This window comes from Candidatus Hydrothermales bacterium (assembly GCA_039630235.1).
Classification (GTDB): Bacteria; Hydrothermota; Hydrothermia; order Hydrothermales; family JAJRUZ01; genus JBCNVI01.
Map to the genome: position 1 here is coordinate 1 of JBCNVI010000012.1, position 21,071 is coordinate 21,071.

Genomic DNA, 21,071 nt, shown 5'->3' on the forward strand with positions numbered 1-21,071 from the left:
TTAGAAGAGGCAAAGGAAGAAAGTAAAATGTGGAAATTTTTTGACTACGTCTTAATAAACGAAAATTTAAATGAAACAGTAGACGTTATTAAAAAAATATACTTAGCCGAAAAATATAAAACTAAACTCACTATATTAAAAACTCAAGAAAAACTATGATTGAAAGGTATAAAGTAAAAGAAATAGAGGAAATTTGGAGTGAAGAAAACAAATTAAGACTATGGCTTGAAATTGAGATCCTAACGATAGAGGGATTCGAAAATTTAAACCTAGTACCAAAAGGAACAGCTGAGAAAATCAGGGAGAAAAATATTAAAATAACTCCTCAAGAAGTTAAAGAAAGAGAAAAAATAACAAATCATGATGTAGCTGCCTTCGTCGATGTACTTGAGGAAAAAGTAGGTAAGGAGTTATCAACTTATATTCACTATGGACTTACATCTTCAGATCTCTTAGATACCACCCTTTCTATCCAAATGAGAGAAACACTAAAAATAGTTTTAGAAAGAATAAAAAAATTAGAGGACGTAATCTTAGAGAAAATAGAGGAAAATAAAAGTGTTTTCATGGCAGGAAGAACTCACGGAATGTTTGCCGAACCTATCACACTTTCTCATAAATTTTTAAGTTACCTATCTGAAGCTAAAAGAAACGAGAAAAGACTAAAAGAGGCAATAGAAGAAGTATCCTTTGGTAAGCTCTCAGGATCAGTTGGAAATTACTTACATATTCCAACTGAGGTTGAGGAATTTGTATTAAAGAAATTGGGCCTTAAGTGCGAACCTATATCAACTCAAATAATTCCGAGAGACAGACATGTTATTTTTATTTTTACTTTAGTCTTAATAGGTCTCTTTCTCGAACGAATCGCAACAGAAATAAGACTATTATCAAGAACAGAAATAGGAGAGTTAAGTGAACCTTTTGAAAGAGGTCAAAAGGGATCCTCCAGTATGCCCCATAAGAAAAATCCTATTATTTCAGAGAGAATTTGCGGTCTTTCAAGATATCTAAGAGGAAGTCTCTTTCCAGTGCTTGAAAACACTATTTTGTGGCATGAAAGAGACATATCCCACTCTTCTGCAGAAAGGATAATTTTCCCCGATGTTTCTCACGTAACAGTTTATATGTTAGACAAGATGATCTCTATATTAAAAAATTTAATCATAAATAGGGAGAGAATAAGGGAAAATCTAACTAAGTATGAAAAAGAGCTCTTTTCGCAAAGTTTTCTTTATCACTTTATAAACAAAGGAATGGAAAGATCAAAAAGTTATGACCTGGTACAGAAAAGTTTATTTGAGGGGAAAATACCTGTCGAAGAAAATGATTTTGAGAAATTGAAAAATGAAGTTTATAGTAAACTGAGAGAAATAGAAAATAAATTGTATAAAAGACTTAAATGATAGATGAACTCTTAAAAGAAAATGTCTATTTGGTAATAACCTTTTTTTTAGGGATTTTAATAATACTTCTAATTATCATCTTTGATTTAAAAGGAAAAATTAGGGATAAAAATAAAACACTTTCTGAGCTTGAAAGGCGATTAAAAAGTTCAAGAGAAACTCATGAATTTATGGTGAAGGAATTAACAAATAGAATTGATGAACTTAATTTAATGTTTTCCAAAAGAAAAAGAATAATACAATCAGTAATAAATCTTGCAAGAGCTTTAAGCGAACTAAGAGAAGAAAAGGAAATTGTTTATCTTGTTTTAGAACAAACTAAAAATATATTAAACGTTGAAAATGTTTATTATTTTACACCAACAGAAGACGGGCTTAAGTATGTACTTTTTGAACATAAGACATCAACAGCTAAAGAACCACTTAAAAAGGGAGATCTTGTATATAATCTAGGAGAGGGACCTATAGGTTACGTAGCAAAAAAGAGGTATATTATGGATAAAGACACTATGTTTCAGGATGCTTTGGTAGACGGAATAGCAGAACATTTTCTTGCAGATCCATTTGGTATAGACTATGAAATTATCTCCCCACTTACTTACCATGCTACAAACTTCGGAGTAATAGCAGTATCAGGAGTTAAAGAAGAAAAAGTAGAAGGTATCTTTGTAAAAGAAACAAAGGAAGAAGCCTTAAGAACGGCAATGGAAGCTTTACAAATGATATCTGAGCTTACAGCACTTTCACTTAATTCTGCAATGCTCCTTGAAAAGATACAAACAATGGCCGACACTGACGGCTTAACAGGAATTTACAACAAAAGATACTTCATGGAAAGATTAGAAAAAGAATTAATTAAGGCAAAAAAAGAAGGCTATAAGGTTGGAATTTTTATGCTTGATATAGACTTTTTTAAAAAATATAACGATACAAATGGACACCCAATGGGAGATAAACTCCTAAAGGGAATCGCAACAATTTTAAAAAGAACTGCAGAATTAGTTAATGGTATACCTGCAAGGTACGGTGGTGAAGAATTTATCGTTATTTTACCAAAAAAAGATAAATTTGAATCTCTAACTTTCGGAGATCAAGTGAGAAAAATAATAGAAAAAACAAAATTCCCAAAAGAAGAAAAACAACCTGGTGGAAAAATAACAATCTCTGGAGGTGTAGCTGTTTTCCCTGATGACGCTGATAATGTAAAAGACCTGATTGAAAAGGCTGATAAGGCACTTTATAAGGCAAAAGAAAGCGGAAAAAACAGGGTCTTAGCTGCTGGATAACCTTTTTTTCTTTACCTTAGGTCTTTGTTTTGGCAGTTTCGCAAATGTTGTTATTTATAGAGTCCCAAAGGGTCTATCTATAATAAAACCCTTTTCTTTTTGTCCAACCTGCAAAAATAAAATAAGATTTTATGACAACATTCCATTAATAAGTTTTATTCTATTAAAGGGAAAATGTAGATTCTGCAAATCAAAGATTAACCTAAGATACCCCATAGTAGAATTTTTATCGGGACTTTTATTCCTTTTGGCTTACAAAAAGTTTGGTATCTCCCTTAAAATGCTTGAAGTGATTTTATATACCTATCCTTTAATGATAATGGCTTTCATTGACTACGAAACTGGTTATATCTATGATGTTATCCTTTTTCCTTCTCTTTACGCTGCATTTATAATCTCATTTGTTAACAACCATTTAGTGGAATCACTTCTTTACTCTTTTTTAGCTTTCATATTTGGTCTTTTTTTAAGATGGCTTGGTAAAACTCTATTTAAAAAAGAGGCACTAGGTGAAGGAGACCCCTATGTTTTTGCTTTAATGGCAGTTTACATAAGAGACTTTGACCTCCTATTCACACTTTTTTTATCCTTTTTCTCAGGATCTATCGTTGGATTATTTTTAGTCTTTAAAAAGAAAAGCAAATATTTACCTCTTTTACCCTATCTCTTCCTCGGAACTTTTATATACTATCTTTTGTACCCTAACCACTACTACTTAATTCATAAAATATTTTTCAATGAGTAGCAGATTTGATAAAATAGCAAAAATCTACGATATAGTAAATCTCATTTCATCCTTTGGTTTAGATCATTATTCAAGGTGGTTTTTATCAAAAAGGGTATCAGGAATAATCTGTGACTTAGGTGCCGGCAAAGGTGAACTTTCGATGTATTTAAGTAAAAGAAAAAAAGTAAAGAAAATTTTCGCAGTCGAAATCTCTAAAAAAATGCTTAAAAAAAGATTTTTGGATAAAAAAATCGTATATGTAAGAGCAGATGCAAATTTTATACCCTTTAAAGATAAAAGTTTTGATTATGTAGTTAGTAGCTTTGTTTGGAGAAATATAGAACAAAGGGAACTCTTCATAAAGGAATCAAGAAGAATTTTGAAAAAAGAAGGTAAAATCTATATTCTAGAAATGGCTAGACCGTCCGTTCCCTTTTCTTTTATTCTGATTCCCTACATTTATATTTTCACAACAATTCTATCAATTTTTTTTCCAGAATATTTATTTTTAAGATCAAGTATACTAAATCTAAAAGCAAAAGAATTGGTAAAAAATTATAAAGTTAAAAAGGTAATTAATGTCTTCGGCACAGTTTTCTATTTATTCATTTTTTAAGTTATAATTAATTTATATGGAAATTGAAAAACATGTAGAGGCAACCCTTTTAAGACCAGAAAAAACATGGAGAGAGTACGAGGAATTTGTTGAAAAATCTATTGAACTAAAGGTCTTTGGAATATGTGTCCCCCCATCCAGAGTCTCCCAAGTTAAAGAACTTATCAAAAATACAGAAATAAAACTCATATCTGTCTGTGATTTTCCCTTTGGTTATAGAGACACAGACTACAAAAAAAGAGAAACTGAAAAACTATTTGAACTGGGATGTGATGAGGTTGATATGGTAATGAATATCCAAAAATTCAAAGACGGTAACTACGAGGAAGTAAGAAAAGAAATAGAAGAAGTTGCAAAAATTTCAAATGGAAAAATCTTAAAAGTAATAATTGAATGTGGAGTTTTAACCACTGATGAAATTTCCATGGCTACAAGGCTAGTATGTGAGGGAGGAGCAAATTTTGTCAAAACTTCAACGGGATTCCTCTCAAGAGGTGTAAGACTCTCCGATATTAGGATTATAAAAAAATCTTTAAAAAATGGCGTAAAAATAAAAGCATCCGGAGGAATCAGATCACGCGGATTCGCAAGCATTCTAATAGAACTGGGAGTTGAAAGAATTGGAACCTCTGACCCATTAAGCGTTATAAAGGGCAATTAGAACATGAAAATTGTCATAACAAAAAAAGAATCAACAATAAGACTTTTTTCCGAACCTACTCTTTCCCCATTAACATCATTCTGGCTAGGTAAGAAAATAAAAGAATTTGAGAACAAAACTGGTTATTTAGTTTTTTACGTTATGGGCCCTGCCCCCCAATCTTTCAAGGGATTTTGGGGAACAAAAATAATTGATACCGAAGGAAAATCAGAAGAAGAATCTGCAGAAATAATCATAAACGCATTAGAAGAAATTGTTAAACAAGAAAAAAAACATGAATAAAGAAGAAATTAAAAAGAGAATTGAATTTTTAAGAAAGGAAATTAACTATCACAACTATAGATACTACGTTTTGAATGACCCTGTAATATCAGATGAAGAGTACGATAGATTATTTAGGGAGTTATTAGAATTAGAAGAAAAATTTCCAGAATTTATATCCCCTGATTCACCAACAAGGCGTGTCGGCGAAAAGCCACAAGAGGAATTTAAAACCTTTCACCATAGAGAATCAATGTTTTCTTTGCAGGATGCAAGAAACAAAGAAGAACTTCTTGAATTTGACGAAAGAATTAAAAGATTTCTACATCTACCACTAAACAAAGATATAGAATATATGGCTGAACCAAAAATAGATGGACTGTCTCTCGAAATTGTATATGAAAACGGAATATATAAAGCAGCTGGAACAAGGGGAGACGGAACCTTAGGTGAAGATGTTACGCTAAATGTAAAAACCATAAAAGAAGTCCCTCTCTACTTGATAGAAAATAACGAATTTATAATTCCCAAAAGAATAGATGTAAGAGGCGAAGTTTACATGCTCATTAAAGACTTTGAAAAACTAAACGAAGAAAATCTAAAAAGGGGAGAAAAAACTTTTGCAAACCCAAGAAATGCAGCCTCAGGTTCTCTAAGACAACTTGATCCTAAAATAACAGCTAAAAGAAACCTTAAATTTTTTGCATGGGGAGTAGGCTACCACGAAGGAATTGGCTATTCAACTCAAGAGGAAATTCTAAAATCTTTAAAAAGCTTCGGATTCCCGGTTAATCCACTAAGCAAAAAGTGCAGAAGCATAAAAGAAGTAATTGAATACTATGACGAAATACTGGAAAAAAGAGAAAGTTTACCCTATGAAATAGATGGAATTGTAGTGAAGGTAAACTCTCTTGCTCTCCAACAAGAACTGGGCTTTACAATAAGAGCCCCAAGATGGGCAATTGCAGGAAAATTTCCTGCAAAGGAAGTTACAGCCAAAATAAAAGAAGTAGTTTTTCAGGTAGGGAGAACCGGAATAATAACTCCCGTAGCAATCTTTGATCCTACACCGGTTGGAGGTGTTATAGTTCAAAGAGCTACTCTCCATAACTTTGATGAGATTGAGAGAATGGATGTGAGAATAGGAGACTACGTATTTTTAAGAAGAGCCGGAGATGTAATTCCTGAGGTAGTAAAAGTTATAAAAGAGAAAAGAACAGGAGAAGAAAGAAAAATATTACCACCTTCAAGCTGCCCCGTTTGTAATGGTAACGTTATTAAAGAGGGTGCCTATTATAAATGTGTATCCATTGATTGCCCCGAGAAATTAAAGGGATCCTTAAGACACTTCGTGAGTAAGAAAGCTATGGATATAGAGGGAATAGGTCCGAAACTAATTGACCAACTGGTTGACAAAAAGATGGTTAAAAGTGTAGCTGATATTTATTATCTTAAATACACTGATCTTATGAAACTTGAGAGAATGGCTGATAAATCTATTAGGAACCTACTCGAAGCAATAGAAAAAAGTAAAAAAACAACTCTTGAAAGGTTTATCTATGCCCTAGGTATACCTCTCATTGGAGAAAGAGGTGCTCAGATACTTGTAAGAAAATTTGGGTCACTTGAGAAACTTAAAAATGCAAAATTTATAGAATTAAGAAGTATACCTGAAATAGGTCCGGAAATGGCAGAATCTGTAGTTTCCTTTTTCAGAAACGAAAAAAACCTGGAAACAATTGATAGATTATTAAAGGCTGGAATAACTTTTGAAGAAAAAAAGTTAAAAAAGGGATTTTTCACTTCAAAAACAGTGGTTTTCACAGGAACTTTAAAAAGTTTTACAAGAGAAGAAGCAACAAAAATTGTTGAGGAACAGGGAGGGAGAGTTTCAAATACAGTTTCCAGAAATACAGACTATGTAGTTGTGGGAGAAAACCCTGGAACAAAATATAAAAAAGCAATAGAGTATAGAATAAAAATTCTTACAGAAGAGGAATTTCTTGAATGCCTAAAAAAAGAAAACTTTAATGAATGAACTTATAAAAAAGTTAATTCTCACTTTTAGTAAATTACAAAGAATAGGTGAAAAATCAGCTGAACGGATTGTTTTCCTTCTACCTGACAAATTTGGAGAAAAACTATATTACCTTGAAGATAAAATAAAATATGTTATTTATACTAACAGCCTCAATAATGAAGCTCTTTAGCAAAATATTTGAGGATAAAAAAAGAGAGAATGTACTGACGGTGGTACTAATCCCTCTGAAAGTTTTGACCTTTGAAGAAATAGGAGAGTATAAGGATTATAATAATATAAAAATAACAAAATTTGGGGCAGACATACTAAAAGGCTTAACTTTTGATTACCTTGACAACTATACCTTAACTGAGGTATTAAAAAATAGGGAGGTTATAGAGGTTAAATGAGTGAATATAAATATATAGAGGAAAGTTTTAAAAAAGTGGAGGCTATATTGAAAAAGTTAAAAGAAACTTCAAATTCAAACGCTGTTTTGCTTATTGATAAGGCTGGACAACTTATAACCTCAATAGGAGACATAGAAGGGCTTGATACTATTTCCTTTGCTACACTATCTGCTGCAGATTTTGGAGCAACAAGTCAACTTGCCGCATTAATCGGAGAAAAAAACTTTTCATCACTTTATCATCAAGGTGAGAAAAACTCTTTATATATATCACTTGTAGCAAATAGGGTTATCGTTGCAGTCCTATTTGACTCAAAAACAACACTTGGACTTGTAAGAGTTAGAACAAAACATGCGTCTCAGGAATTAGAGCAAATTCTCGATGAACTTTTTGAAAAATTAAAAATTACTCCGCCTAGGGACATTCTTGATAAAAGCTTTTTTAAAGAGGCTGAGGAAGAACTCGATAAACTTTTTGGACCTTAAAAATGGCCTTAATAAATTACGCCTCAAGGGAAATTAACGTTAAAATAGTATATTACGGCCCCGGCCTCTCAGGAAAAACTACTAACATAAAATACATATACGAGAAACTTTCACCCGATCTTAAAGGACAACTTGTTTCAGTTGCTACTGAGCAAGAAAGAACACTATTTTTTGATTTTTTACCAATAGATCTTGGTAACGTCAGAGGATTCAAAACAAGATTTCACCTTTATACAGTTCCTGGTCAAGTATTTTACAACGCCTCACGAAAACTGATTTTAAAAGGCGTTGACGGAATAGTTTTTGTTGCAGACTCTCAAATTGAAAGAATGGACGAAAATATTGAAAGTTTTGAAAATATGATTGAAAACCTTCAAACCTATGGACTAAAAATTGAGGACATTCCCTATGTAATACAGTATAACAAGAGAGATTTGCCAAACGCTGCATCTATAGAGGAATTACAGAGAAACTTAAATAAGGATGGTGTACCCTATTATGAAGCAGTTGCCACTATAGGAAAAGGAGTCTTTGAAACATTGAAAGAAATAGCAAAAATGGTTATAAGAAACCTTTCAAGCAGAACCTCTACTTGAATAGTAAAATTTCCTGTATCACAATAGGTAATGAAATTTTAAGAGGATTTAGGGTTGATTCAAACTTTTACCATCTTGCTAAAAAACTAGGAGAATTAGGAGAAGGGATCGAAATTCACGTTACAACTAAAGATTCAAAGGAATCTATTAAAAATGCACTTTCCTTTTGTACGAAAGAAACCGATATTATATTCACTATAGGGGGTTTAGGACCTACTATAGACGATGTTACAAGAGAATCTATTTCCGAATTTTTAGATATAGAGCTTGTTTTTAGAGAAGACATATTTTATGATCTAAAAAAAAGAGAACCGTTACTTTCTGAGAGTGAACATAGAAAATATGGTCTTTTTCCTAAAGGTGCTAAAATCTTTATAAACGAGGTGGGTCTTGCTCATTCATTTTTAGTTGAAAAAGAAGGAAAAAAAATTTTTTCACTACCAGGCCCAAAAAACGAATTTGAACATACACTCGAAAAAATACTTAAGGAATTTGAACCTAAAAAAGATTATAAAGTGATATATCTTGATTTACCCTTTAAAAAAGAAATTGAAATTCAAGATACCTTAAAAGAGAAAATAAACTTAAATCTTCTTTTTTTTCTGCCCTATACAGGTGGAGTAATCTTAGGTATAAAAGGAAAAATAGACGAGGTCTCCAAAGCAAAAAAGCTTATTTACAATGTTTTCGGAGATGATATTTCTTCGGAGGGACCCTTGCTACTTGAGGAGGTGGTGGGAAGGTTACTTAAGGAAAAGAAGAAAAAAATAAGCACTGCAGAAAGTTGTACAGGAGGACTCTTATCATCAAGAATAACAGATATTCCAGGTAGCTCAGAATACTTTATAGGTGGGGTTATCGCCTATTCAAACGAGATTAAAAAGAATATTCTTGGTGTAAAAGAGGAAGATCTTAAAAGCTACGGAGCAGTATCAGAACCTGTAGTAAGAAAAATGGCTGAAAGTATAAGAAAAATGTTCTGCACTGATTTTGGACTCTCGATTTCAGGCATAGCAGGTCCAACTGGTGGCTCAGAAGAAAAACCAGTTGGCACAGTATATCTTGCTATTTCTTATGACAAAGAAACATTGGTATTTAAAAAACTTTTTAAAGGTAAAAGAGAGGAGATAAAGTTTAAAAGCACCCACTTTATATTAAATGAGTTGCGAAAACTTCTTATTAAAGTTTAATATAAATAGAGTAGGGGATGAAGAGAGCAAAAAGAATCGGTGAAATGCTCCTTAAAGCAGGGGTTATAAAAGAGGAGCAATTAAAAGAAGCACTTGATTTACAGAAAAAAAATGGAAAAAGACTTGGATCGATTTTACTTGAATTAGGCTATGCAACAGAAGATGATATTTTAAAGGTCTTATCTAGACAGTTTGGAGATATACCTGTAGCAAAGAAAAAACACTTTGAAAACATTCCAGAAGAAGTCATAAAACTAATTCCAGCCCATGTTGCTGCAAGATATGACATTGTACCATTAGCAGTAAAAGGTAACAAATTGTTCTTAGCAATGGTTAATCCAGAGGATCACTTTGCAATAGAGGATGTAAGATTTTTGACTAAACTTGAAGTTGTGCCACTTATTGCCCTTGAGGACTTCATTAAAGAAGCAATTAAAAAATACTACAAAATTGAAGATATGATGGATCAAATTGCAAAAATTGAAAGTGAAGATATGGGTATAGAAGTAATAACAGAAGGTTCTCAAATTGAAAAAAAAGAAACAAGGGAAGTGATCGAAGAATCAAAAAACAAAGCAGAAATAAAAGGTGTAGAGGAAAGTATTGAAGACATCCTTGTATACGCTGATGATATAGAACTTGCACCTGAAAAGCTAGAAAATGAAGTAGAAGATATTACTTCTATAAAAGATGAAAAATCCCCTATCGTTAAACTTGTGAATTCAATTCTTCTTGATGCAATAAGAAGAAGAGCTTCAGATATTCACATTGAACCATATGAAAAGGAGCTAAGAGTAAGATACAGAATAGACGGAGTTCTCCAAGAAGTGCTTAAGAGAGATGTAAGGCTAATAAGACCGATTGTTGCTAGAATAAAAAGTATATCAAAGATGAAAATAGAAGAAAAAAGGAGACCCCAGGATGGTAGAATGAGACTCAATGTTGGTAATAAAAGAATAGATGTACGTGTTGCTGTTATTCCAACTATATATGGAGAAAAAGTAGCAATGAGAATACTTGATAGATCTGCAATTGAGCTCAGTTTAGATGCCTTAGGTTTTGAAGAGGAGTCTCTAAAGATGTTCAGAAAAATTTTAAAAAATCCAAACGGAATAATCCTTGTTACAGGACCAACAGGAAGTGGAAAAACAACAACTTTATACTCTGCTCTTCAAGAACTAAACTCAACTGAAGTTAATATTTCAACCATTGAAGATCCTGTTGAATTTACCCTCCATGGAATAAATCAGGTTCAAGTCAAAGAAAGTGTGGGTATGACCTTTGCTTCAGGACTAAAAGCTTTCCTAAGACAAGATCCAGATATCATAATGGTTGGTGAGATACGTGATTTTGAAACAGCAGAAATAGCTATTAGAGCCTCACTTACAGGTCACTTAGTTTTATCTACAGTTCACACTAATACCGCAGCAGCTACAGTGACACGCCTTATAAATATGCAAATAGAGCCATTTTTGATAGCCTCTACTCTTCTTATAGTAGTTTCTCAAAGACTTGTCAGAAAAATTTGTGAAAACTGTAAAGAAGAATATGTTCCAGATGAGTCCATATTACTTGAGCTTTCCCCTGATAATCCAGATAGATTTAAGAATGTAAAATTTTATAGGGGAAGGGGTTGTGAAAAATGCTTTAAGATAGGCTATAAGGGAAGGACAGGACTCTTTGAAGTGATGCCAATTACAAAAACTATAAGACAACTTATACTAAAAAAGGCTCCAACCTTTGAAATCGAAAAGGCTGCCCTAGAAGAGGGGATGATAAGTTTAAGAGAGGCAGGAATAAGAAAAATCATAAGAGGAATAACAACACCCGAGGAAGTTTTAAGAGAAACAAAAATAGAATAACTATGCCACTTAAAATTGGTGAACTTCTCATAAAATATGGCTTAATAACAAAAGAACAACTCGAAGAAGCTCTAAAAAAACAAAAAGAATGGGGAAAGAGATTGGGTTCAACCTTGGTTGAGCTCGGATACATTACAGAAAAACAACTTGTAGAGGTTTTGGCTAAACAGTTAGGGGTTCCAGCTATAGATCTATCAGATGCAAAAATACCAGAAGAGGTTCTAAAACTTCTTCCTGCTGAGATTTGTTATCACTATGAAGTATTGCCGCTTGCAAGAAAAGCAAATATTTTATTTTTGGCAATGGTAGATCCCTCTAATATTCAGGCATTAGAGAATGTTAAGTTTATTACTGGGCTTGATGTGGAACCAGTTATCGCCGCTGAGTCTTCTTTGAGAAGAACCTTGGAAAAATTTTATCCTGATTATAAAAAGGAAATCACCAAAATCGAGGAAACAAAAGAAAAGGAAGAAGAGGAGGTTATACCCCTTGATATTGAAGGAATAGATGTTGAAGAATATGAAGAATTAGTAGATGAAAAAGAAATTTTAAAGTTAGGCAAAGACACTCATATAACAAAATTAGTAAACAAAATAATAAAGGACGCAATTTTTAGGAAGGCTTCAGATATTCATATCGAGCCTTTTGAAAATGTTTTAAGAATAAGATTCAGAATAGACGGAGTATTACAAGTTTATGCAGACCTTCCCAAGAGACTCTCCGCGGGGATAGCCTCAAGGCTAAAACTTATGTGTAACCCTAACTTAGATATTTCAGAAAGGAGAAAACCGCAAGACGGTAGAATTCAGCTAAAACTAAAAGATGAAAATGATAGAGAAAAGGTTGTGGATTTCCGTGTTTCAGTGGTACCAACAATATCTGGTGAAAAAGTTGTAATGAGAATCCTGGATAAATCGGGACTCTCACTTGATCTTAGTGTTTTGGGATTCGAAGAAAATGACTTACAAAGATTTTTAAAGGCAATAAATTCTCCATACGGTATAATTCTTGTAACAGGTCCAACCGGAAGTGGAAAAACCACAACTTTATACTCTGCTCTCTCTGCTATCAATACACCGGACAAACAGATTATTACAATAGAAGATCCAGTTGAATACAATATAGAAGGAATAAATCAAGTTCAGGTAAACAGGGAAGTGGGTCTTGACTTTGCATCAGCTTTGAGAGCCTTTTTAAGGCAATCTCCAGATGTAATACTTGTAGGAGAAATAAGAGATTCAGAAACAGCAGAAATAGCAATAAGAGCAGCTCTAACTGGTCATCTCGTTTTCTCCACAATTCACACTAACGACGCACCAACAACAATAGATAGATTAATAGATCTTGGCATACAACCGTACCTAATTGCCTCCTCAGTTATACTAATTCAAGCACAGAGATTAGTGAGAAGAATCTGTAAAAATTGTAAACGTGAGGTAAGCTATGACCCTGAACTTATAGTTGAATTAGGAATACCAAAAGATGAAATTTCAACTATAAAATTTTTTAAAGGCGAAGGTTGTGAAGTTTGCAATTATACAGGATATAAGGGAAGAATAGGAATATATGAAGTTATGCCAATTTCCCCGAGGATAAGAGAAATGATTTTAAATAATGCTACATCAGATAAAATAAGAGAAGTAGCAAGAGAAGAAGGAATGCATACCTTAAGAGAGGACGGTATAATAAAAATTAAAAAAGGTATTACTACTGTTGAAGAGGTTTTAAGGGTAACAGCCGCCGGAGAAGAATAAAGAGTAGTTCAAACATGTTACGGTTCAACCCCCTTTAAATAAAATTTTAAAATGGACGAGACTATTTCTAAAAAAGTAGAGTTTAAAAAAACAGAATTAAAAACTGAAGTAGAAGATAAAAAAACAAAGGTTCAGATGATTTCACTTTTACAAGAAATGGTTCAAAGAGGTGCAACTGATCTTCATATTTCTGCAGGTTCTCCACCTATGTTTAGAATTGATGGAGTTCTTGTTCCATCCTCCTATCCTCCTGTAACTCCTGAGCAAGCTCAAGCACTAGCCTACTCAATCATGAGAGATGAGCAAAAGAAAAAGTTTGAGGAAGAGTGGGAATGTGATTTTTCTTTTGGAATTTCTGGACTTGCAAGGTTTAGAGCTAATGTTTACAAACAAAGGGGAACCGTATCACTTGCATTAAGAACGATTCCTTTTAAAATAAGAAGTTTTGAAGAGCTTGGTATACCCCCGGTAATTGCCGAGCTTGCATCCAGACCTAAGGGACTTCTACTTGTAACAGGTCCGACAGGTAGTGGAAAATCAACAACTTTAGCAGCAATAATAGATAAAATAAACTCTGAAAGAAGGTGTCATATCATCACAATTGAGGATCCAATAGAATATCTTTTTGCAAACAAAAAGGCACTTATTTCGCAAAGACAAGTAGAAAGTGATACTAAAAGCTTTAAAAATGCACTTAAATACGCTTTAAGACAAGATCCTGATGTAGTAATGATCGGTGAGATGAGAGATTACGAAACAATAGCAGCTACTTTAACTATAGCTGAAACAGGACACTTAACCCTTGCAACACTTCATACAAACTCAGCAGTTGAGTCAATTAACAGAATAATTGATGTTTTTCCTCCACATCAACAGCAACAGGTAAGAGCTCAGCTTGCCTTTGTCTTACTTGGAGTTATAACCCAGGCCCTTTTACCAAAAGTTGGAGGAGGAAGGGTACTAGCCTGTGAAGTTCTCATAGCAACTCCTGCTGTTAGGGCACTTATAAGAGATAACAAACTTCATCAAGTTTATGGAGTTATTCAGGCATCACAAAAGTATGGAATGCAGACAATGAATCAGTCAATATTTAAGCTATACGTGGAAAGAAAAATAACCCTTGAAACTGCCCTATCCTTTTCTCATAATCCTGAGGAACTCGAACAGATGATAAGGGAAAAATTACCATCAGGAAGGTAGAAAATTTTTGGAACAAGGATTAATTGAATCTGTAATTTATTCACATTCCCTTTTAAAACCGCTTAAATTTATAGAGGAAATTGAAAATTATGTGTCTGAAGTTTTATCTGAGGAATGTAAAAATCTAATTTCTGAATTTCGGAAAGAATTTAGATCTCAAGCTATAATTTTTGAACTTGAAAATTTTAAAGACTTTGAAATTTTAAAAAAAATATACCAAGAGTATAAAAAAAACTTAAAAGGACTATATAAAGAACTTATTGAGATACTTTTTTTTAAAATTTCGAGAAAAGTTTATAACAATAAAAAAAAATTTGAGACAAAATGGGATAATTTTTTGGAGGTAAACGCGAATTTTGAGCTTCTTGACCTAACAGCAATCAGCGAAATACTTAACAAAGAAGATCTCTCCTTAAACCTTTTTACTATTTTTGTCACTTTTTTAATCTTTGAACTTCATAGACTTGAACTTTTAGAAAAACTTAGTGAAACTGAAAAAGAAATTTACATAAAAATTACAAAATGGAACCCAAGAATATATAAGTTATTAGAAGAAAATAGACAAAAAGTACAAAGGTTAGAGAATTTTGAAGAAACAAAAAGAGAAATTCTTAAATTCTTTGATGAAAAAGTAAAAGAAATAAAAGAAGAAATCATAAAAGAAAAAACATCAGAAATAACTGACAAATTAAGTAGAGAGTTTACAAAGATAATAAGATTTGTCGGAGTAACTTTAAAAGAAAAAACCATTAATATTGAAAGAAAAATTACTATTAACCTTTTACCTGAAAATCATATATTTTACATTTTAAAATTATTCAAAACCTACGAAAAATTGAATCTTAATTTTAATGATGTTGAAAGGGACCTAAAACTTATATTTGCTGAAGGTTATAAATTTTTTAAGGGTGAAAATTCACCTTATTTTGAAAATTTTCTCGAAAGAAAAATCTTAGGAATAGACATTAAAATATTAGATTTTTATTCAAAAAACGTTCACTTTATAAAAGAAACCTTAAGTAAGCTTTTTGAACTAAAACTTTTAGAAAGAAAAATTTTAATAAAACCTTACGAAAGTGTTTATGAAGACGAAAAAAGAAATAACCATTTTATTTATTTTTCTTTAGTTCCAAGAGGGGGATACATAAAATTAAGAAACTTAAAAAGAATAAGGGTAAATCTTGAAGAACCACAGAAATTAAAGGACTTTATTGATAAAAACAAAAAAGTAATTTCAGTACTTGTCTACGATATAAGAGGATCAACCTTTATGTCGATTTCCCTTTTTAATGCGCAAAAGGAATTATCTATAAAGAAAAAGTTTCAAGAAATAATAAAAAATACAATTTTTTCTTATGGTGGATTTCCAGTAAAAGAAACAGGTGACGGTGGAATATGCTTTTTTTCAGAAAATTCAAGCAAAATTTATAAAGAAATCTTTGAAGAAACTGTTCTAAGTGGTTATAAAATGAGATTTCAAAAAGCAATTTCAGACCATTTGATCATAAAACCAGAAGAAAGGGCAGCAGAAAGGGCAGTACTATGTGCTATTGAGTTACTTGAAAAATCAGAAGAATTCATAAGAAAACATTACCCTGAATACAGGGGATTTTTTCCCGATATTTTAGGAAAAGACACTCCTTTAAAAAATCTTTTTAGACTTGGCATTGGTATATTTTCTGGCAAGTTAGAAAAAGATATCTTTCTTTCTTTTAACTCCTTTGGAGATTTCGACATTCAAGGACCTATTACTAATTTAGCTTATATACTCTCTACGGTCAAACTGTCCGACTCCTCTACCATTCTACTTGATATATCTACTCTGTCCAACCTCCTATTAAATTCAAATTATATTGAAATTGAAGAGGATTTAGAAGAAAGAAATTTAAGGAATTTACTTTTAAACAATAAAACTTTTAAAATAAAAAATAAAAATTTTGCAATTTCATACATCGGGTACTTAGATCTTGAGGAAACAAATAAAGATAACATGTTAAAATTTGAACCTCTAAAGAATATAGAAATTGTAGATGACTTTTTCCTTATTAATCAAAAGAGAGTGATACCTATTTATGGTGGAAAACGATAGAATTAAAATTCTAATTTCTAATTTTCCATATATTCTTAATTACTTATGGGACAGAAATAAAACAAAGTTAGTACTTAAGGAATTGATATCCTCAAACAAAACACCACTTTTTATCTATAAAAAAATCAAAAATAAATACGTATTAATTGAATCGCATAATATTGAAAAAAACTTATTACCTGAAGAAATAAATTATAAGGATATTCCCTTTAAAGAATTTTATTACTTTTCTTCTTTAGTTTTAGATGAATTAGAAAACGCAATTATCTTTCCCTTTTTTAGCTTCGACAAAGCGATAGGATTTGTTGGAACACTAAATAGACCCTTAAGTGAAGATGAAATTTTATATTTTTATGTAATTTCCCTTTTGATTGAATTAATAGAGTTACAGGTAAAAGTAGAGGAACTTGTTACAAAAGATGATTTGACTGAACTATCAAATTCAAAGTACTTTCTTGTTTCACTTAGAAAAACTTTAAGCGATAAAAATAATCATCCAGTAACAGTAATTATTATGGACCTTGATAATTTCAAGGATATAAATGATATTCATGGTCACTTTGTTGGCGGTAAAGTTTTACAAAAAGTAGGAGAATTCTTAAGGAACTTTTTTCTATTAACTGATTATTCTTACGCAGTAATTTCAAGGTACGGTGGAGATGAATTCGCCTTTTTATTTCCAAAAACCTCCTTAGAAGAGGGCGTGATAATTGCAAATACAATAAGAAAAGAATTAGAGGAACATATTATAAAAATAAGAGATAACCTTAATTTTAAAATAAAGGCAAGTTTTGGAGTATCAAGTTTTCCAAAATCAACAGATAAACCCGAAAAATTACTCGTTTTAGCTGATAAAGCTCTTTTTGAAGCAAAAAAGATGGGGAAAAATAACGTATACTCAATACCACCAGTTGAAAAAATTTAACTTTAAGAATTATATTATATTGGTTCAACCCCTTACTAAAAAGCATTGGGGCTAATGACTAAGCATGTATTAATACAAAGAATACATAAAGAAACGGGGATCCCGAGAAAAGATGTAAAAATAGTTGTAGAAAAATTTATCGAGATAATAAAAGACTCTATTGAATCAAAAGAAAAAGTCTCATTAAAAGGTTTTGGAATATTCAAAGTTAAATGGAGAAAAAATAGAACAGGAAGAAATTTTTCGACAAAAGAGAAAATATCAATTCCTGCACAGTGGAAAGTTGTCTTTGAACCATCACCAAAAATTAAAATAAAAAATTAAAGGTTCAAATCCTTTAAAATGTTTAATAAAAAATTATGCCCTGCGGAAGAAAAAGAAAACTAAAAAAGATAAAAAGACATAAACTAAAAAAAAGAAGAAAAAAGATGAGACATAAAAAGAAAAAGTGAAAAAATTTGTTGTCATTTCAGATACTCACATTCCTAAAAGAGCAAAAGAACTGCCTCCTAAGGTACTTAAAGAAATAGAAAGGTCAGATGGAATAATCCACGCAGGCGACTTTGTCTCCTACGATTTTTATCTTTTTTTAGAGAAAAATTTTCTTATTCACGCTGTCCACGGAAACATGGACGAACCCATGCTTTTTAGTTTTCTACCTGAAACAAAGATCTTCGAAATCGAGAATCTAAAAATAGGACTATTCCACGGAATTGGGGCTCCAGTTGGAATCGAAGAGCGAGTTCTAAAAAAGTTTAAAAATGAAAATCTAGATCTAATTATTTTTGGACACTCTCACAGAGTATTTAATAAAAAAATAGGAAACACCCACCTTTTTAACCCTGGATCTGCTTGTGATAAGTTTTTTTCAACAGTAAATACATTTGGCTTAATAAAAGTAAACGGAAAAAATTTCGAAATCGAGGTAATAAAAGTATAAAATATCCCGAAATATCCCGGTGTTTTTCTACGACTTTGCTGTAGTAGGGATACCTTTGTCTTTAACTTATAAAAGTGAAAAGAACATTAAAAAAGGGGCTCTCTACTATTTAAAAGTAAAAAACAAGAAACGGATAGGTATATGTATTGATGAAAAAGAGAGTGTATTTTTACCTGAGGAAAAAATTTTAGAAATAGGAGAAAATGACTATGTAGGTTTAGATTTTCCATCAGAAACTCTTGAACTTATAAGGTGGTTTAAAGAGTATTATAAAACTTCTTACGATAAGGCTTTACAATTTTTTATACCCGCCTCTTTAAGTTTAATCGAAAAAGAATATTATGTTTATTTGAAGGACCCAAAGTCTATTTCAAGTAAAGAAAGTACTATACTCAAATATATAAAAGAAAAAAAAAGAGTATCAAGAAAAAAAATTATAAAAGAGTTTTCAAAAAGTGCAATTAATTTTATTATAAGTCTTGAAAAAAAGGGAGCAATAAAAAGAGTTTTTTCATTAGAGAAAAAAAGAGAAAAAAACTTCGAGTTTAAACTAACTAAAATAGAAATCCCTAAAAAACCCACCGAAATACAAAAAAATATAATAGAGGAAATAATAAATGAGAAAAATAAAAATTTCTTTTTGATACATGGAGTAACAGGTAGTGGTAAGACTTATATCTACAGGGAGATTGTAAAAAAATTTCTCAGTGAGGGCAAAAAGGCTCTTGTACTTGTTCCAGAGATTTCCCTCTTTCCTCAAATAGCTCCATATTTTATTTTTGATAAGTACAAACTTTTCCTATACTCTTTTTTATTAAAAGCAGAGGAAAAATGGAACGTTCTTTTAAATACTCTCAGTGAAGAACCATGTGTTGTCCTTGGAGCAAGATCATCTGTCTTTTTACCTTTCAAGAACTTGGGTGTAGTGATTGTAGATGAAGAACAAGAGGAAAGCTATAAAGAAAAAGAAAGGGAACCCTTTTATCATATAAGAGATGTACTTTTAAAAAGAGCTGAAATAGAAAAAGTTCCTCTTGTCTTTGGAACTGCCACACCATCACTTGAAACTTACTATAATTCAAAAAAAGAAGGAAAATACTTTTTTATTCCGAATAGAATCCTTGGATACAAAAATCCTGAAGTTGAATTAGTTTCTTTAAGAGAAGAACCAGTTAGGTTTTATTTAAGTGGAAAATTACTGGAAAACATAGAGGATGTTTTAAAAAGAAATAAAAAAGTAATTCTTTTTCTAAATAAAAGGGGATTTGCGCACTTTATCCAATGCAAAAACTGTGGATATGTTCCAATGTGTATAAACTGTTCGATATCTTTGACACTTTATAAAAATAAAAATTTGCTTTTATGTCATTACTGTGGTTGGAAAGAGGAAGTCCCTTTAAAATGCCCATCCTGTAAATCCACTAATTTTAAAACTTCTTCTTATGGAACTGAAAAAGTTGAGCTTGAACTTAAAAAACTTTTTCCCGATAGAAAAATAAAAAGAATGGATAGAGAGTCTATATCTGGAAGAAAAAAAGTTTTTGAAGTTTTTGAAAGTTTTATTAAAGGTGAAATTGATATATTAATAGGAACTAAAATGATAATAAAGGGTTTAGATAATCCTCAAGTTGGTCTTGCATCAGTTCTTTATGCTGATCAAGAGATAAATTTTCCTGATTTTAGATCAAAAGAGAAAACCTTTCACAAGTTAACTCAACTTATAGGAAGAGTAAGAAAAGAGGGTAAAACCATTATCCAAACCTATTTTCCAGAAGATAAAATTTATGAAAAAATTTTAAATTTTGATATAAAAGGCTTTTACGAGGAAGAACTTAAAGAAAGAGAAAAACTTAATTATCCACCTTTTTCAAAGTTAGTTATTATCGAATCAAACACTAAAATAAACGAAGATGGTGAAGAGATTTTAAATTTTATAAAGAAAAGATTAAAAGAAAGTAACCTAAAAATTGAAGTTTTAGGGCCTGTTCCACCCCCAATAGTTAAATTAAAGGGTTTATACAGAAATAGATTACTAATTAAGGTGAAAGAGGAAAAGGATTTAAAAAGAATCCTAAATCAAATCCCAGAAAATTTAAAAATAAAAATTGATTTAAACCCCTACGACTTCCTTTAAACTTTAAATGTATCGTCTATTTATATCCTCTAAAAATTTTGACAAAATTATTTTTTAATATTATACTTCTAAAAGGGGGGCTTTTATGAAAAAAACAATAAAAATTTTATTATTCTTACAAATATCAGGATTATATAATTTAAAAAGTTATGAATCTGAAACTATAAGGAAATGGATAAACAAATATATAGGCTTTGAAAAAAATAGGACAAATCCAAGATTTTGAAGGGAAACCCATTCAAGATGTCCTTCTAAAAACAAAACTCAAAGGATACGGAATATTCATAACAAAAAAGGGAGTAAGCTATGTAATCTATAAACCATCAAACACTAACATACAATATGCAAGGATTGATATTGAACTTATTGGTTCAAGCATAAAAAAAGAAAATATAGAGTACCACAATCCCTTACCTGGATACTCAAATTACTACTTACCCTCTAATCCAGATGGAATTATCGGAGTTATAACTTATGAAAAAATAAAGATAAAAGATATTTACCCTGGA

20 protein-coding genes are annotated in these 21,071 nt (G+C 31.4%); all 20 read left to right on the forward strand.

Going from position 1 to position 21,071, the window contains the following annotated elements:
* The first annotated feature begins 155 nt into the window (after positions 1-155).
* Positions 156-1,406 carry an adenylosuccinate lyase gene (gene purB, locus ABDH49_08615; protein ID MEN3047016.1) on the forward strand — a complete coding sequence of 417 codons (1,251 nt, stop codon included), beginning with the start codon at positions 156-158 and terminating at the stop codon, positions 1,404-1,406.
* Entirely contained in the window at positions 1,403-2,692 is a 1,290-nt protein-coding gene (locus ABDH49_08620; GenBank protein MEN3047017.1) for a GGDEF domain-containing protein, read from the forward strand. Before purB ends, ABDH49_08620 begins: the two co-directional genes overlap by 4 nt.
* Positions 2,685-3,437, forward strand: coding sequence for a prepilin peptidase (locus ABDH49_08625; protein MEN3047018.1), 753 nt, complete (start codon positions 2,685-2,687; stop codon positions 3,435-3,437). Before ABDH49_08620 ends, ABDH49_08625 begins: the two co-directional genes overlap by 8 nt.
* Positions 3,430-4,035: a methyltransferase domain-containing protein gene (locus ABDH49_08630; GenBank protein MEN3047019.1), complete on the forward strand. Its 606-nt coding sequence runs from the start codon at positions 3,430-3,432 to the stop codon at positions 4,033-4,035. Before ABDH49_08625 ends, ABDH49_08630 begins: the two co-directional genes overlap by 8 nt.
* A 16-nt stretch (positions 4,036-4,051) precedes the next feature.
* On the forward strand, positions 4,052-4,696 hold the full coding sequence (gene deoC, locus ABDH49_08635) for a deoxyribose-phosphate aldolase (protein ID MEN3047020.1): 645 nt from the start codon (positions 4,052-4,054) through the stop codon (positions 4,694-4,696).
* A 3-nt stretch (positions 4,697-4,699) separates the two neighbouring features.
* Positions 4,700-4,978 carry a hypothetical protein gene (locus tag ABDH49_08640; GenBank protein MEN3047021.1) on the forward strand — a complete coding sequence of 93 codons (279 nt, stop codon included), beginning with the start codon at positions 4,700-4,702 and terminating at the stop codon, positions 4,976-4,978.
* Complete coding sequence (ligA, locus tag ABDH49_08645; protein ID MEN3047022.1) at positions 4,971-6,995, forward strand: NAD-dependent DNA ligase LigA; 2,025 nt, start codon at positions 4,971-4,973, stop codon at positions 6,993-6,995. The genes ABDH49_08640 and ligA overlap by 8 nt, the downstream gene beginning before the upstream one ends.
* 131 nt (positions 6,996-7,126) lie before the next feature.
* Positions 7,127-7,387, forward strand: coding sequence for a hypothetical protein (locus tag ABDH49_08650; protein MEN3047023.1), 261 nt, complete (start codon positions 7,127-7,129; stop codon positions 7,385-7,387).
* Positions 7,384-7,872, forward strand: a complete 489-nt coding sequence (locus ABDH49_08655; GenBank protein MEN3047024.1) for a roadblock/LC7 domain-containing protein — start codon at positions 7,384-7,386, stop codon at positions 7,870-7,872. Before ABDH49_08650 ends, ABDH49_08655 begins: the two co-directional genes overlap by 4 nt.
* 2 nt (positions 7,873-7,874) lie before the next feature.
* Positions 7,875-8,468 (forward strand): GTPase domain-containing protein, encoded by a 594-nt coding sequence (locus ABDH49_08660; protein ID MEN3047025.1) that lies wholly within the window; start codon positions 7,875-7,877, stop codon positions 8,466-8,468.
* Complete coding sequence (locus tag ABDH49_08665; GenBank protein ID MEN3047026.1) at positions 8,465-9,658, forward strand: nicotinamide-nucleotide amidohydrolase family protein; 1,194 nt, start codon at positions 8,465-8,467, stop codon at positions 9,656-9,658. Before ABDH49_08660 ends, ABDH49_08665 begins: the two co-directional genes overlap by 4 nt.
* Before the next feature lie 17 nt (positions 9,659-9,675).
* Complete coding sequence (locus ABDH49_08670) at positions 9,676-11,520, forward strand: ATPase, T2SS/T4P/T4SS family (protein ID MEN3047027.1); 1,845 nt, start codon at positions 9,676-9,678, stop codon at positions 11,518-11,520.
* A 2-nt stretch (positions 11,521-11,522) separates the two neighbouring features.
* Positions 11,523-13,274, forward strand: coding sequence for a type IV-A pilus assembly ATPase PilB (pilB, locus tag ABDH49_08675; protein MEN3047028.1), 1,752 nt, complete (start codon positions 11,523-11,525; stop codon positions 13,272-13,274).
* A gap of 135 nt (positions 13,275-13,409) precedes the next feature.
* Positions 13,410-14,474 carry a type IV pilus twitching motility protein PilT gene (locus tag ABDH49_08680; protein ID MEN3047029.1) on the forward strand — a complete coding sequence of 355 codons (1,065 nt, stop codon included), beginning with the start codon at positions 13,410-13,412 and terminating at the stop codon, positions 14,472-14,474.
* Positions 14,475-14,481: 7 nt separating this feature from the next.
* Positions 14,482-16,563 (forward strand): hypothetical protein, encoded by a 2,082-nt coding sequence (locus tag ABDH49_08685; protein ID MEN3047030.1) that lies wholly within the window; start codon positions 14,482-14,484, stop codon positions 16,561-16,563.
* Complete coding sequence (locus tag ABDH49_08690; protein ID MEN3047031.1) at positions 16,547-17,488, forward strand: GGDEF domain-containing protein; 942 nt, start codon at positions 16,547-16,549, stop codon at positions 17,486-17,488. Before ABDH49_08685 ends, ABDH49_08690 begins: the two co-directional genes overlap by 17 nt.
* A 54-nt stretch (positions 17,489-17,542) precedes the next feature.
* Positions 17,543-17,812, forward strand: a complete 270-nt coding sequence (locus ABDH49_08695) for an HU family DNA-binding protein (GenBank protein MEN3047032.1) — start codon at positions 17,543-17,545, stop codon at positions 17,810-17,812.
* A gap of 124 nt (positions 17,813-17,936) precedes the next feature.
* Complete coding sequence (locus tag ABDH49_08700) at positions 17,937-18,428, forward strand: metallophosphoesterase (GenBank protein MEN3047033.1); 492 nt, start codon at positions 17,937-17,939, stop codon at positions 18,426-18,428.
* A 19-nt stretch (positions 18,429-18,447) separates the two neighbouring features.
* Positions 18,448-20,562, forward strand: coding sequence for a primosomal protein N' (gene priA, locus ABDH49_08705; protein ID MEN3047034.1), 2,115 nt, complete (start codon positions 18,448-18,450; stop codon positions 20,560-20,562).
* 194 nt (positions 20,563-20,756) lie between these two features.
* Positions 20,757-21,071: hypothetical protein (locus ABDH49_08710; protein ID MEN3047035.1), on the forward strand; the 315-nt coding region annotated here is incomplete at its 3' end.